The 14,171-nt window shown below is 61.2% G+C and carries 15 protein-coding genes; 7 read left to right on the top strand and 8 right to left on the bottom strand.

The genetic code is table 11. The features are described 5' to 3' along the window. Positions 1–20 precede the first annotated feature (20 nt). The 5 genes from mmsB to AC0J1C_RS05095 all read right to left on the bottom strand — a co-directional run bounded on the left by mmsB (position 21) and on the right by AC0J1C_RS05095 (position 5,604). Positions 21–908, bottom strand: coding sequence for a 3-hydroxyisobutyrate dehydrogenase (gene mmsB, locus AC0J1C_RS05115; RefSeq protein WP_375192912.1), 888 nt, complete (start codon positions 906–908; stop codon positions 21–23). A 40-nt stretch (positions 909–948) separates the two neighbouring features. Further along, positions 949–2,022 (bottom strand): enoyl-CoA hydratase/isomerase family protein, encoded by a 1,074-nt coding sequence (locus tag AC0J1C_RS05110; RefSeq protein ID WP_473045865.1) that lies wholly within the window; start codon positions 2,020–2,022, stop codon positions 949–951. A gap of 36 nt (positions 2,023–2,058) precedes the next feature. Continuing rightward, positions 2,059–2,838, bottom strand: coding sequence for an enoyl-CoA hydratase (locus AC0J1C_RS05105; RefSeq protein WP_091991283.1), 780 nt, complete (start codon positions 2,836–2,838; stop codon positions 2,059–2,061). Positions 2,839–2,851: 13 nt separating this feature from the next. Beyond that, positions 2,852–4,018 (bottom strand): acyl-CoA dehydrogenase family protein, encoded by a 1,167-nt coding sequence (locus tag AC0J1C_RS05100; RefSeq protein ID WP_473045864.1) that lies wholly within the window; start codon positions 4,016–4,018, stop codon positions 2,852–2,854. Between the two features lie 92 nt (positions 4,019–4,110). Then, complete coding sequence (locus AC0J1C_RS05095) at positions 4,111–5,604, bottom strand: CoA-acylating methylmalonate-semialdehyde dehydrogenase (RefSeq protein WP_375192916.1); 1,494 nt, start codon at positions 5,602–5,604, stop codon at positions 4,111–4,113. Positions 5,605–5,772: 168 nt separating this feature from the next. On the opposite strand from AC0J1C_RS05095, the gene AC0J1C_RS05090 reads away from it, so the two are divergent. From AC0J1C_RS05090 to AC0J1C_RS05070, 5 genes are all read left to right on the top strand, one after another. Then, entirely contained in the window at positions 5,773–6,648 is an 876-nt protein-coding gene (locus tag AC0J1C_RS05090; protein WP_375192917.1) for an AraC family transcriptional regulator, read from the top strand. Between the two features lie 103 nt (positions 6,649–6,751). Next, entirely contained in the window at positions 6,752–7,180 is a 429-nt protein-coding gene (locus tag AC0J1C_RS05085) for an SRPBCC family protein (protein ID WP_473045863.1), read from the top strand. Positions 7,181–7,326: 146 nt separating this feature from the next. Next, positions 7,327–8,130 (top strand): oxygen-binding di-iron domain-containing protein, encoded by an 804-nt coding sequence (locus tag AC0J1C_RS05080; protein WP_091991297.1) that lies wholly within the window; start codon positions 7,327–7,329, stop codon positions 8,128–8,130. A 109-nt stretch (positions 8,131–8,239) separates the two neighbouring features. Next, on the top strand, positions 8,240–8,965 hold the full coding sequence (locus AC0J1C_RS05075; RefSeq protein ID WP_091991300.1) for a YebC/PmpR family DNA-binding transcriptional regulator: 726 nt from the start codon (positions 8,240–8,242) through the stop codon (positions 8,963–8,965). A gap of 33 nt (positions 8,966–8,998) precedes the next feature. Next, positions 8,999–9,745: a glutamine amidotransferase gene (locus AC0J1C_RS05070; RefSeq protein WP_473045862.1), complete on the top strand. Its 747-nt coding sequence runs from the start codon at positions 8,999–9,001 to the stop codon at positions 9,743–9,745. Positions 9,746–9,767: 22 nt separating this feature from the next. Here AC0J1C_RS05070 and AC0J1C_RS05065 read toward each other — a convergent pair whose 3' ends face one another. The 3 genes from AC0J1C_RS05065 to AC0J1C_RS05055 are packed head-to-tail and all read right to left on the bottom strand — an operon-like array spanning position 9,768 to position 12,533. Then, positions 9,768–10,118: an FHA domain-containing protein gene (locus tag AC0J1C_RS05065; RefSeq protein ID WP_473045861.1), complete on the bottom strand. Its 351-nt coding sequence runs from the start codon at positions 10,116–10,118 to the stop codon at positions 9,768–9,770. A gap of 13 nt (positions 10,119–10,131) precedes the next feature. After that, on the bottom strand, positions 10,132–10,884 hold the full coding sequence (locus AC0J1C_RS05060; protein WP_473045860.1) for a PP2C family protein-serine/threonine phosphatase: 753 nt from the start codon (positions 10,882–10,884) through the stop codon (positions 10,132–10,134). Beyond that, positions 10,884–12,533 (bottom strand): serine/threonine-protein kinase, encoded by a 1,650-nt coding sequence (locus tag AC0J1C_RS05055; protein ID WP_473045859.1) that lies wholly within the window; start codon positions 12,531–12,533, stop codon positions 10,884–10,886. The genes AC0J1C_RS05060 and AC0J1C_RS05055 overlap by 1 nt, the downstream gene beginning before the upstream one ends. Before the next feature lie 219 nt (positions 12,534–12,752). On the opposite strand from AC0J1C_RS05055, the gene AC0J1C_RS05050 reads away from it, so the two are divergent. Beyond that, positions 12,753–13,154 carry a PA2779 family protein gene (locus AC0J1C_RS05050; protein ID WP_473045858.1) on the top strand — a complete coding sequence of 134 codons (402 nt, stop codon included), beginning with the start codon at positions 12,753–12,755 and terminating at the stop codon, positions 13,152–13,154. Between the two features lie 33 nt (positions 13,155–13,187). After that, positions 13,188–14,168: a PA2778 family cysteine peptidase gene (locus AC0J1C_RS05045; protein WP_473045857.1), complete on the top strand. Its 981-nt coding sequence runs from the start codon at positions 13,188–13,190 to the stop codon at positions 14,166–14,168. Positions 14,169–14,171: the final 3 nt, after the last annotated feature.

The following is a 14,171-nucleotide window of genomic DNA, read 5'->3' as shown; positions in this document are numbered from 1 at the left end:
CTGCTTTCTCTGGCGTCGATTTATTCCGGCTTGTAGAGCCGCTGAATGCTGGAGAAATCCAGGGTGCCATTACCCTGCCCGGCATGAAGCTGGAACAGGTTGCGGGCCAGCGAGCCCATGGGGATAGACGCCTGGTTCTTCACCGCGTTGTCGAAGGCCAGGCCCAGATCCTTGGTCATCAGGTTCACGAGGAACCCGCCCTCGTAGTTGCGTGAGGCGGGCACACCTTCCATCACACCTGGCCACGGGTTGTAGACGTTCAGCGCCCAGTTGCCGCCGGAGCTCTGCTTCATGATTTCCGAGAGCACCGCCGGATCCAGGCCGTTCTTCACGCCCAGTGCCAGGGCTTCGCTGGTGCCGGCCATCAGGATGGCCAGCAGCATGTTGTTGCAGATTTTGGCCACTTGGCCCGAGCCGTGGTCACCGGCGTGGAAGATGTTCTTGCCCATGGCGTCCAGAATCGGCTTGGCCTGGTTGAACGCTTCTTCTGCACCGCCGCAGATAAACGTCAGCGTACCCGCCTTGGCACCGCCGACACCGCCGGACACGGGCGCATCAAGGAACGGAATGTCCTTGGCACGGGCCACTTCGGCAACGCCCCGGGCGGTCTCCGGCGCAATGGTAGAGGAATCAATCACCAGGGTACCGGCGGGCAGTTTCGCCAGCAGACCGTCGTCGCCCAGGTACACCGCTTCCACGTGCTGCCCCGCCGGCAGCATGGTGATGACACACTCGGCGCCATTGGCTGCCTGGTGGGCGGTGTCCGCGGTTTTGGCGCCTTCGGATACCAGGGCGGCAACGGCGTCCTTGGACAGGTCGAAGACCGTCACTTCGTGGCCGGCTTTCACCAGATTGCTGGCCATGGGGCCGCCCATGTTACCGAGGCCGATGAAGGTAATTTTTGCCATGTTCATTCCCCTTGTTCTTATAGTCTGAATGTTGGTCGGATTACGCTTTGAAAAAGTCTTCAATCCAGGCGCTGTCCATCTCGGCAAGGGATGCATAACGCCACCGGGGCTGCTGGTCCTTGTCGATCAGCAGTGCGCGGATTCCTTCTGCGAACTCGCCTTTGCTCAGGCACTTGGTGGAGAGCACCAGCTCTTTGTCGAGCACTTCCTTGAGGCTGTTGTGCTTGCAGCCATGAAGATGACGCCACACCAGGGCCAGAGACGTGGGTGATGCCCCTGCCAGCGAACGGGTGGCCTTGGCGACCCAGCCCTCGCCACCGGACAGCTCCTTGAGCTGGTCCACGGTGGCTTCCAGGGTGTCGGCGTCGGTTACCCGGTTGATCTCATCGAGGTGTGTGCGCACCGGCGATTCCGGCATGGCCTCGGCGCTTTCCCGCTCATACTGGCGCAGTACGCTGCCAACCACCGCATGGGCATCTTCGCCCTGCCAGTTGCGTTTGCACAGCTCGGCCACCACGTCGGCCTTGAGGTCGTGCCGGATAAAGCGGTCGGCCAGGCCGGTGAAAATGGCATCGGCACCGTTCAGGCGGGCACCGGTCAGTCCCAGGAACAGGCCGGTGCGACCCGGCGTCCGGTTCAGGAACCAGCCGGCACCGACATCCGGATAGAGGCCGATGGTGATCTCGGGCATGGCCAGTTTCGAGCTCTCGGTGACCACCCGATGGGAAGCGCCTTCCAGAATGCCCATGCCGCCACCCATCACAATGCCATGGCCCCAGCACACAATGGGTTTTGTGAACGTGTGGATCAGGTAGTCCAGCTCGTATTCCTCGGTGAAGAATGCCTCACCCTCGCTGGCGCCCTGGGGCTCAGTCATGCTGCGATAAAGAGCAACGATGTCACCGCCGGCGCAAAAGGCCTTGTCGCCCTCCGCTTCCAGCCAGACGGCCTGGATCGCCGGGTCGTCCGCCCACCGCTTCAGTTGCGGTGTCAGCAGCCGGATCATCTCCAGGGACAGGGAGTTGAGCGCCTTGGGCGTGTTCAGCCGGGCAACGGCGATCAGTGCGCCGTCGCCGGTTTTCCACTCTTCAAAGATAATCGGTTGATCACTCATAACAGGTCCTTGGGCCAGCGGGTTCGGGCGCCGGCTTCAGCGGTTTTTCCATTCCGGCTTGCGCTTGTCGAGAAACGCATTCACCCCTTCTTTCTGGTCTTCGGTGGAGAACAGTTCCACGAACAGTTCCCGCTCCATGCGCCAGCCGTCATCGTGGCTGCGGCCGTCGCGGGCGCTCATTACCAGGGTCTTGCAGCGGGCGGTGGAAGACGGGCTCTGCTTGCAGGCCATTTCCGCCAGTTCCAGGGCTTTCTCCAGGCTCTTGCCGGAGGGGACCACCTCTTCCACCAGACCAATCTGCAGGGCCTTGTCGGCCTTTACGCGCTCGCCGCACAGGATCATGCGCTTGGCCCAGCCCTCGCCGACCAGCCAGGGCAGATTCTGGGTGCCACCCGCGCAGGGCAGCAGGCCCACGCCCGCCTCGGGCAATGCCATCTGGGCATGCTCTTCAGCGATGCGGATGTCACAGGCCATGGCACATTCCAGGCCGCCCCCCATGGCATAGCCGTTCACTGCGGCGATGGAAACGCCACGGAAACGTCCCAGAGTGGAGAAAGCCTCGCCGAACAGCTGGGCCATCTCGTTGGCACGGGCCTTGTCGCCGTCGGCGAAGGTTTTCAGGTCGGCACCGGCGGAATAGAACTTCTCGCCCTGCCCGGTCATCACCAGTGCGAAGATGTTCCGGTCTTCGTTCAGTTCCCGGACGATGTCGATCAGGGCGATCAGGGAATCCCTGGTCCAGGTATTGGCCGGAGGATTGTTGATGGTAAGGATCGCGATGTGCCCGCGCTTTTCGAGCTGGATAAGATCGCTCATGGAATTCTCCTTGTTATTGAATCGCTTCCGCCACGCCGTTATCGAGCAGACGACGGGCCACAATCAGGCGCATGATTTCGTTGGTGCCTTCGAGGATCTGATGCACCCGCAGGTCACGCAGGTAACGCTCCAGCGGATACTCTCGAATGTAGCCGTAGCCACCGTGCAGTTGCAGCGCATCGTTGACCACCTCGAAGCAGGCATCGGTGGCAAAGCGCTTGGCCATGGCACAGTGCAACGTGGCTTCCGGGTCGGCGTTGTCGAGCTTGAAGGCGCCGAGGCGAACCATCTGCCGCGCCGCCACCAGGTTGGTGGCCATATCGGCCAGCTTGAACTGCAACGCCTGGAACGCCGCCAGGGGTTTGCCGAACTGTTCACGTTCGTGCATGTAATTGCGGGCGCGAACCAGCGCCGCCTGGGCACCACCAAGGGAACAGGTAGCAATATTCAGCCGGCCGCCATCGAGGCCTTTCATGGCGATGGCAAAGCCGTCGCCCTCCTCGCCCACACGGTTGCTGGCGGGTATACGCACGTTCTCCAGGCTGATCATCCGGGTCGGCTGGCTGTGCCAGCCCAGCTTTTCCTCGTTCTTGCCGTAGGAAATGCCCTCTGCGTCTGCCGGGATCACAAAGGTGGAAATGCCCTTGTAGCCGGAATCCGGCGCCCCGGTGCGGGCCATCAACACCAGGATGTCGGTGGCACCGGCGCCGGAAATGAATACTTTACTGCCGTTGATCACGTAGCTGTCGCCATCGCGCACGGCCTTGGTCCGCAGGCTGGCGGCGTCGGAACCGGCGCCGGGCTCGGTCAGGCAGTAGGACGCCAGCCATTCACCGCTGGCCAGCTTGGGCACGATTTCCTGCTTGAGGTCGTCGGAGGCAAAACTGGCAACCATCCAGGTGGCCATGTTGTGAATGGTGATGAAGGCCGCCGTTGACGGGCAGGCAGAGGCCAGCTCTTCCACGATCACCGAGGTATCAAGCCGCGACAGTCCCATGCCGCCCAGGGCTTCCGGGGTGTACATGCCCATGAAGCCCATCTCGCCGGCTTCCTTCATCACATCCACCGGGAAGATGTGCTCGTCGTCCCACTTCGCCGCGTGGGGCGCCATGGATTTTTCCGCAAACGCCCGTGCAGCCTCGCGAAACGCCAGTTGGTCTTCGGTCAGGTTAAAGTCCATCGTTACGCTCCAGAATAAAGAGGGTCTGGCTGTGATGGGAAAACAAGGGGCCGGAAACGAGTTCCGGCCCAAACACCCCACCTTCAACGCAATTAACGCAACTGGATCGAGAAGTTGGCTTCCGAGCTGGTCGCTTCGCTGGAGAACCAGCGGGAAGTAACCGTCTTGGTTTCGGTGTAGAAGCGCACCGCCTGCTTGCCGTAGGCGTGCTGGTCACCATAGAAGGAGCCCTTCCAGCCGGTGAACGAGAAGAACGGCAGGGGCACCGGAATGGGAATGTTCACGCCCACCTGGCCCACATCGATCTCGTGCTGGAAGCGACGGGCCGCACCCCCGGAGCTGGTGAAGATAGACACGCCGTTGCCGTACGGGCTCTTGTTGATCAGCTCGATCGCCTCACCCAGGCTGTCCAGCTCGACGCAGGACAGGACCGGGCCAAAGATTTCCTCGTTGTAGATGTCCATCTCGGTGGTCACACCGGAGAACAGGGTCGGCCCCACCCAGTTGCCATCGGGCAGACCGTCCACGGTGCAGCCGCGGCCGTCCAGCAGCAGCTTCGCACCCTGGGCTTCGCCGGTGGCGATCAGGGACTCGATACGGTCCTTGGCCTTGGCGGAGATAATCGGGCCGTAGCTGGCACCGGAGTCGTTCCAGGCGCCGGGGCGCACTTTCGCCATGGCTTCCTTCAGTTCCGGAATCCACTGCTGGGCCTCGCCCACAAACACGGCCACGGAGATGGCCATACAGCGCTGGCCGGCGGCGCCCACGGAGGCGCCCACCAGGGCGTTGATCACCTGCTGCTTGTCGGCATCCGGCATGATCACCATGTGGTTCTTGGCACCGGCGAAACTCTGCACGCGCTTCATGTGGCGGGTACCGGTTTCATAGATGTAACGGCCAACCGGTACAGAACCTACAAACGAAACGGCCTTGATGGCGGGGTCGGTCAGCAGTACGTCCACCTGCTCCTTACCGCCGTGAACCACCTGCAGAACACCCTTGGGCGCACCGGCCTGCTCGAACAGCTCGGCAAGGCGCATCGGTGTCAGCGGATCCTGCTCGGAGGGCTTGAGGATGAAGGTGTTACCGCAGGCGATGGCCATCGGGAACATCCACAGCGGAATCATGGCCGGGAAGTTGAACGGGGTAATGCCGGCACACACGCCCAGCGGCTGGATCCAGGAGTGGGTATCCACCTCGCGTGCCACGTTCTCAACGGTCTCGCCCATCATCATGGAAGCCACGTTGGCGGCGTGCTCAACCACTTCAATGCCACGCCACACGTCGCCCTTGGCATCGTCAAAGGTCTTGCCGGTTTCCTGGGAGAGGATTTCGGCGATCTCGTCGTGGTGTTCTTTCAACAGGGCCTGGTAGCGCAGCATCACTCGGGCGCGCTCGGACACCGGTACTTCTTTCCAGGTTTTGAACACCTCTCCAGCGTTTTCGATGGCGCGGCGCATCTCGGCGTCGGTGGTGCACGGCGCCTTGGCGATCACTTCGTTGGTGGCGGGGTTGGTAACATCGATCCATTCACTGGTCTGGCTGTCGACGAATTCGCCTGCAAGATACAGCGGAACATTTTTCATGTTGATATCCCTGTTTGTTGTTGTGCGTGGGGCCGACCGCACCCTTCACATCTGAGGGAACGGCCACGATTTCCAAAAGGCTAGCATGGGTTCGCCGGATGGGTGATTGACTAAATTTCGCCCGTGATGGATTATTTTTCGGTAGCGAGACAACCAACAGGGCAATCCATGACCCAGACATCCCAGTGGCCGGTGCCCAAGGACAGCATCCGTTACGTAGTGCCGGAGCCAATTATTCGCCTATTGGCGAGCCACCCGCTGACGCGGGACCTGTATCCGCTGGCCTTTGGCCATTATCGCCGGGCGGCGGGGCACCATATGCACCGGGAGCATCACCACGACAATCTTTTGATCTACTGCACCGAGGGCAAGGCTTTCCTGAACGTGCTGGGCGAACCGTACACCGTGGAAGCCGGAGACCTGCTCCTGCTGCCAGCCGGCGCCAACCACCGCTACACCGCCGACCCGGACAATCCCTGGACCATCCACTGGGTGCACTACACCGGCCCCCTGGCGGAAGATTTCCGGAACTACATGGGTTTTGACGGTCCCACGCGCATCCGCCATCTGGGCCGGCAGCCGCGTTTGCTGGTTGATTTCAACGGGCTGCTGTCGGTACGCCAGACCGGCTTCCGGGCCCGGGGCCTGATCCACGCGGCTAACAGGCTTCGCCAGTTGCTGGCCGCGGTACCAATCAACGCCGACGAAACCGGGCACGAACGCCAGGCAGAGCTCGACACCATTCATAACTACATGCGGGAGCATCTGGATGAACGCATCACTCTTGAGGAACTGGCAGACCTGGCAGGCCTGTCTCCGGCGCATTTCGCCACCCGTTACCGGGAGCAGACGGGCACCTCCCCTATCCAGCATTTCCTGCACCTGAAGGTGGAGCGCGCCTGCCAGCTGCTCGACACCACCAGCTCGAGTTTCGCCGATATCAGCCGGCGCCTGGGCTACGACGACGCCTATTATTTTTCCCGGCTTTTCAAGAAGGTGATGGGCCAGTCGCCGCGCGACTACCGCCACACTGCAAGACACTGACAGCGCGCAGGGGGCCAGATTGGCATGTGCCGCCTGCTACGACTTTTGTTGTAGGAGCCAAGGGGTTAGGCTTGGATTATCTGCTAACGGAAAGAGTGAGCCCATGGCCATGTATACCATTGAAATTGATGAAACCTTCGATGTGCCGCGACGAAAAGTCTTTGCCCTGTTCGCCGATCACCACCGTTTTGGCAAACTGCTTGGTGCACCGGTAAAACGGATCAAGGACAGCGACCAGGCCGACCCAAACGGCATCGGCTCGGTTCGCAAGATCGGTATCGGTCCGATTGGACTTGAAGAGACCGTGCTGAATTTCGAACCGGACTCCCTGATTGAATACGCCATTACCAGCCTGAGCCCGATCCGCAATCACCACGGGCGCATCCGGTTCGACGAAACTCCTGATGGCGGCACCCGGCTGAACTACACCATCACCTTCGAGGACATCGTACCGTTCACTGGCAAGGTGGTGAGCACGGCGCTCGAGCAAGGCCTTCGCCGGGGCATCAAACGGGTCCCCAAGCTGGCCTGAGCGCCGGCGCCAACAAAACGTTACTTGAGGAATATCAGGTAATTGACCTGAGGCAATTGTTGGCTTTGGTCAATTCTGTAATCTCCGCGCAGCTTGCACCAACCGGCCCCGTGGCCGGTTTTCTTTGATTTCTGCGGGAGACCGGAATGGCCAACGATCCCATCGTTCTGTTCGACAACGGGCACCACAAGTGCCTCATGTTCGATTCCCTGGTAACCGGTGAGGGCGTTCAGTCCAACCAGTTCCTGATTGTGGACGGCAAACACGAAGCGCTGATCGACCCGGGCGGCGACCTCACCTACACCCCGCTCTCGGTCGCGGCGTCGCGCTACATGAATCTGCGGGATATGGACTATGTGTTCGCCTCGCACCAGGACCCGGACATCATCGGAGCCATCGACCGCTGGATTGTCCACACCCGGGCCAAAATCGTGACATCCCGGCTCTGGGCACGGTTCCTGCCGCATCTTGTTTCCGGCTACGTGACCAATCAGCTCAGCGGCAGCGTGTACGACCGGATCATCGGTGTGCCGGATGCCGGCGCCAACGTGCGGTTTGGCGATAGCTATCTGCAATGCCTCCCGGCCCATTTCATGCACTCGGTAGGCAACCTGCAGTTCTACGATCCGGTCTCGAAGATTCTGTTCTCCGGAGACCTGGGTGCCTCCATGGGCAGTTCGGATGATCACCTGCCGGTGGCCGACTTCGACCAGCACATCCCGAACATGGTGGGCTTTCACCGCCGCTACATTGGCTCACGGAAAGTCTGCGCCCTCTGGGCGGATATGATTCGGGGGATGGACGTGGCGATGATTGTGCCCCAGCATGGGAAACGGTTTGAAGGGCCCCTGATGGTCGATCGCTTCCTGACCTGGGTCAGCGAGATGGAGTGCGGAATAGACCTGATGACGCAGGAGAACTACCGGCGCCCGGTGGACTATGTGTCGTAAGGCCGGGCACTCGCCCGAAGCGCTGGAACAAGGGGCCAAATAAGCCTGTCCCAAACGGGCAATGTTGAGTAAAATCCGGCCCTTTCCCGAGCATCAAGAGGCAGCGCAAATGGGCAGAGCCTACCAGAACCGCAAAGAGTCCATGGCCAAGACGGCTGCGGCAAAAACCAAGGTCTACAGCAAGTACGGCCGCGAGATCTACATGGCCGCCAAGTCCGGCGGCACCGACCCGCAGGCCAACCTGTCCCTGCGCGGTCTGATCGACCGGGCGAAGAAAGACCAGGTGCCTTCCCACGTCATTGAGAAGGCCATCGACAAGGCCAAGGGCGGCGCGGGAGAAGACTACTCTCCGGCCCGTTACGAGGGCTACGGACCGGGCAATTGCATGGTGATCGTTGACTGCCTGACCGACAACCCGAACCGCACCTTTGGCGATGTGCGCCTGGCGTTCACCAAGACCAAGTGCAAGATCGGCACTCCGGGCGCCGTCGCTCACATGTTCGATCACTCGGCGATCTTTGCGTTCAAGGGCGACGACGAAGAGGCGGTGCTGGAAGCGCTGATGGAAGCCGATGTCGATGTAACCGATATCGAGAATGAAGACGGCCTGATTACCGTGTTCACCCCGAACACCGAGTATGCCAAGGCACGCCAGGCCCTGGTGGATGCCATTGAGGGCATCGATTTCGAGGTGGACGAAATCCAGTTCCTGCCCAAGACCACCACCCCGGTGGAAGGGGATGACATTCCCATGTTCGAGAAATTCCTCGACATGCTGAATGAACTGGACGACGTTCAGAACGTGTTCCACAACGCCGAACTTCCTGACCAATAAACTTCTGGCCCAGCCACGCAGGACGACAGCAGAATGCAAAGCAACGCCTCAGGAATCCGCAAAGCCAGGGTGGTCGTGCTGAAAACCGGTTCCACCTATCCGGACCTCAAGGCGCGGTTTGGTGATTTTGATCAATGGTTCCTGCGGGGGCTGTCTGACGAGCTGGACATTACCGTTGCCAACGCCGAAGCCGGGGAGCTGCCCGGCAAACCGGAAGACTGGGACGGTATTGTTGTGACAGGCTCGCCCGCCATGGTGAGCGACCGCGCGGAGTGGAGCGAGAATGCCGGCCGCTGGCTGGTCCGGGCGGTTGAAAGCGAAGTACCGGTACTGGGCGTGTGCTACGGACATCAGCTTCTGGCCCATGCTCTGGGCGGCGAAGCGGGGTATCACCCCAAAGGCCGCGAGACAGGCACGCACGAGGTGGAGCTGCTGCCGGAAGCCGCCTCCGACCCCCTGTTCCGGGACCTTCCCACCCGGTTTCCCGCCCAGTTGACGCATCGACAGTCAGTGCTGCGACTGCCCGAAGGCGCGGTGCTGCTGGGCCGCAACCGGTTCGAGCCTCATCAGGCCTTCCGGGTGGGGCCCTGCGCCTGGGGCGTGCAGTTTCACCCGGAGTTCACCGATGCGGTCATGAGCGCTTACCTGAAGGTTCAGGCGCCGGATCTGCTCCGGGAAGGGCTGGATGCGGAGGCGCTGATGTCCGGCGTGAAGCCGGCACCTGATGCGTCCTCCCTGCTGCCCCGATTCAGCCAGATAGTGAAGGATCGAATTCGTTAAGTGGCGGTTCTATAGGCCCGGCTCAGTCGAGAATGTAAGCGGTTTTCTCCAAGGCCTGCTCCTCTTCATCAATAAAGCGGAACTCATTCCAGCCGATGCGCACCACATCGTTGCTGTTCAGCCGCTGTCGGCCACTGATTCTCAGCTCGTTCACAAAGGTGCCGTTGGTGCTGTTGCTGTCCGTAATGTAGTAATCCACGGTGCCGTCAAGATAGGCATTGGGGATGGCCTCAATCAACGCATGCTGGCCACTCACCGAGATCTCATCAATCTGGATGTCGTTGTCCGGGCGCCGCCCGATTCGGGTTTCCGGCTGGCTCAGCTCAAAGGTGTTCACCACAACGTTATCGACCAGTTGCGAAAATGAAGCCATGTCAGTTTCCTCATTACTCCAGAGTCAGTAGTACCACAGACACATTGTCGCCGGCGCCGTTGGCAAGACCGGCCTCGATCAGGGTTTGAACAGCAGACGCAGGCCCGTCGTGACCATGCACAATCCCGGGCCACCGGTCTTCGGGTACCGAGTCGGTCAGGCCATCAGAGCACAGTAACAGCGCATCGCCTGGCTCCAGTATTTCCGTGCGGTGGCTGGGCGCCGCCTCTTCCACAGATCCCACCGCCCGGGTCAGCACGTTCCGGAATGGCACATGGGGCACATCGGCCAGGGTGATGCTGCCGTCCTCCAGCATGTTCTGAACCACGGTGTCGTCCCGGGTCAGGCACACGGCCTGCTGCTTGCGCAGACGGTAACAACGGGAGTCCCCGATGTGGGCAATGTGTGCCCGACGGCCGCTCACCCAGGCAAGCACCAGGGTTGTGCCCATTTTTTCCAGCCCGGGCTCCTCTGCCCTGCGGGCCTTTATACGGTCGTTGGCCAGGGCGAAGCCGCGATCCAGAATCTTCCTGATCTCGTGATCCGGCGCATCCGGCGGCATGCTGGCGAGCGCCTCGCCAGCGGCATCCAAAACCGCATCAACCGCCAGCCGGCTGGCAACTTCACCGCCCTGGTGCCCGCCCATGCCATCGGCCACCACGAGCAGGGCCCGGTCAGCTGCTTCGGAAAGCTGCCACTCCACAACATCCTGATTTGATTTCCGGACAGCACCCGTATGGCTCTGCCCGGCTACCTGATACCCCATCAGGACACCTCCTGGCGCGCTTCGCGCACGGCGAGCCGGTGCACGGCCTCAGCCATGGTGGCGGCACTGGTAAACCGCTTGTCCGGCTCACGCTGGATGGCCTTGTTGATCAGGCGAACCACCCCGTTAGGCAGTTCGGGGTTGAATTCCCGAACACTGCGTGGCCGTTTGTTGAGAATCTGGTAGGTAAGGTTTGCCAGGGTATCGCCCTGGTAGGGTGTTTCGCCGCTGACCAGCTTGTAGAGAGTGACCCCCAGGCTGTAGATATCGGACGCCCCGGTTACCTTCTGGCCTTTCAACTGCTCCGGCGACATATACAGGGGGCTGCCCATGACAGCGCCGGTGCGGGTGCGGGAGTCATCGGAAATCTTGGCGATGCCAAAATCGGTGATCTTTATATCACCCGTGTCCGGATTGAAGATGATATTGCCGGGCTTGATATCGCGGTGCACGATCTTCTGGCTGTGGGCATAGGCCAGGGCGTCCGCTGTCCGGGCGATAATGTCCAGTACCTGATGCAGAGGCAACAGCCGACCGGGCCTGCCAAAGTCACTGAGTGGCCGCCCCCTGGCATAATCCATGGCAATGTAGGCGAGGTCCGCCTCCTCGCCGACATCGTAGACGGTGACGATTGCCGGATGATTCAGTCGCCCGGCCGCTTCCGCCTCACGGAAAAATCGTTCTTTGAGATCCCCGAGCTGCCCATCGTCTAAGGCCTGATAGCTCAGGGTCTTGATGGCAACGGTACGGGCAATCTTCGGGTCCTTGCCCAGGTAGACCACGCCCATGGCGCCGCGACCTATTTCGCGCTCGATTTCATAGCGCCCAAGCGTCGGTCGGCTGACCGAGGGTTCAGGCATCAACAGGGTGCGGGTGCTGTCGAAGCTGCCAGGAGACAGCGTTGTGGCCTCCGGCACAAGCTTCTCGAGCGCGGCCAGGCGCGCGGGAGTGTCGCGGAAACCCCTCCGGCGCTCCAGGATACTGCGGTAGGTATCCGCTGCCCTGTCATACTGACGTTTTCGTTCCTGCTGGATGGCAATGTCGTAGCGCAGATCCAGCTCGTCCTGGCAGGTGGGGCAGCCGTTCAGGGCCTCAAGAGCCTCATCAGTGTGGCCCTGTTTCAGGAACAGCCCGGACAGCCGCAAACGCGCCTCGCGCACGTTATCGGAGAGCGCACGGATGTGCTTCTGCGGCTGCAGCCAGAACAGCATTATCACAAAGCCCGCCGCCAGAAGGGTAAGGACAACGCCCAGTGGAACCCAGGCACTGTGATAGAACATCAACGCGGCCTGGATAACCACCAGCGAACCGCCAAACAGCAAGGTGACCGGCAGGGAAACAGCGACGCCCATCAGCGGCACCGCCAGAACCAGATACAGTGCCGTTACAGCCAGCCCTGCCCTCACCGCCATCTCCGACCAGGGCGGCTGAGACAGCCCACGGTCGGCCATCGCCGGGCCCAGGGCCTCCGGTGCCAGTATCGCTCCCGGCGTATCACCCTCGGGCACCCCGAGTATGCTGAACAGCGCCCTGTCAGCCCATCCCACAAGGGCAAACTGATCACCGGCCAGGGCGAACACCGCAGCCAGAACGAGCACAACGACCCGCAGGCTGAACAGGCGGGGAATAAGAGCGGTAATAGCGTTCACAGGCGTCTTTGTTATGGCGTTTGAATCCAGCAAGTTTAGAAAGCATGGCGGCAGTTCGATACTGCAAGCGCGGTTTTTTTTTGTAAGTGTTTGTTTACGTGGGAGCAGGGTCACGTATCCTATACTTTGGGAACCAAGCACGCGGATCTACCGTCCTTTCTGGGTAACCGAAAGGAAATAACCGCTGCGCGTAGCGCAGCCAACAACGAGGAGTGAACCATGTCTGGAATTCGCAAGCACCTGAGGTACGTCTCGTTTTTCATGGCCATGATGATGGCCCTTGGCTCCGTATGGTCCGCCACCGCGACCGCCGGAATGGTGGGAACCGGCGAGATGATCGGGCAGCAACAGGTTCAGCTGGATCGACAGCAGTTACTGAACATGCTCGAAAGACAGGATGTGCAGGACAAGCTGGCAGATCTTGGCGTCAGTCAGGACCAGGTCAAGGAACGCATCCAGAACCTCACCCCCACCGAACTGGCGGATTTTGAGCAACAGCTGGCCGAAGCGCCCGCCGGGCAGGATGTGGTAGGCATAATCGTGCTGTTCCTGCTGGTGTTCATCATTACCGATATGCTCTGCGCCACAAATATCTTCCCCTTCATCAACTGCATCCGATAACGGCAAATCGTGGCCGTAACATGCGCGACAAAGATGGCCACCCGCCTCAGGCTGACCCTGATCGTCGTGGTCAGCCTGCTGGCCGGCTGTGCCAGCGCGCCAAAATGGCCGTCCTCGCAAGCACCGGGGCAACCCTCGCTGCCGGACCGGGTGATGCTTGCGGACGTGCCCTTCTATCCCCAGGAGCGCTACCAGTGCGGCCCTGCCTCACTGGCCATGATGCTCAACAGTCAGGGGCTGGAGACGCAACCGGAGGTACTCAAGGAGCTGGTTTACATACCCGGTCGTGAGGGCACCTTGCAGGTGGAGATGGTGGCTGGCGCCCGGGCGCACGGAATGCTGGTGTATACCCTCGACGGAACGCTGGAGAGTCTGCTGAGTGAGGTGGCGGCTGGCAACCCGGTACTGGTCATGCAGAACCTGAGGTTCGATTGGTGGCCGCAATGGCACTTTGCCGTGGTTATCGGCTACGACGCCCGGGAGCGCGACCTTATTCTGCACACCGATACCCGCGAGCAGCAAGCCGTCGACCTGGAAGTGTTCAGCAACACCTGGGGACGGGCCGATCGATGGGCGGTGACCATTCTGCCACCAGACCAGGTACCCACAACGGCGACGCCCCTGCGATTCCTGCAATCGGCCCACGACCTTGAAACCACGGGGCGGACAACCGCTGCAGGTATTGCCTACCGGACTGCCGAGGCCACCTGGCCAAACCAGCCCGCCGTTCCCATGGCCCGGGGCAATCTGGCCTGGCAACTGGGTCAACGGGAGGAGGCCATCGGGCATTTCCTGCGCACGACCAGACAGTTTCCCGAGTTTCCCGAAGGCTGGAACAATCTGGCCTACGCGCTGGAGGCAAGGCAGTGCAAAGCCGCCGCCTCACAGGCCGCGCGCTGTGCCGCCAAGTTGGCACCGGAACGATTCGGGGATTCGGACCTGCTCCGGGAGCCCGGGAGTGCCACATCAGGGCAACCGGAGACCTGCCCCGTGGTGCCTGCCTGCGCTCGCTGAGTG

The organism is Marinobacter sp. E2 (genome assembly GCF_055755345.1).
The sequence above is the reverse complement of the archived record's forward strand: the minus strand, read 5'-3'. Positions and strand labels throughout refer to the sequence as shown.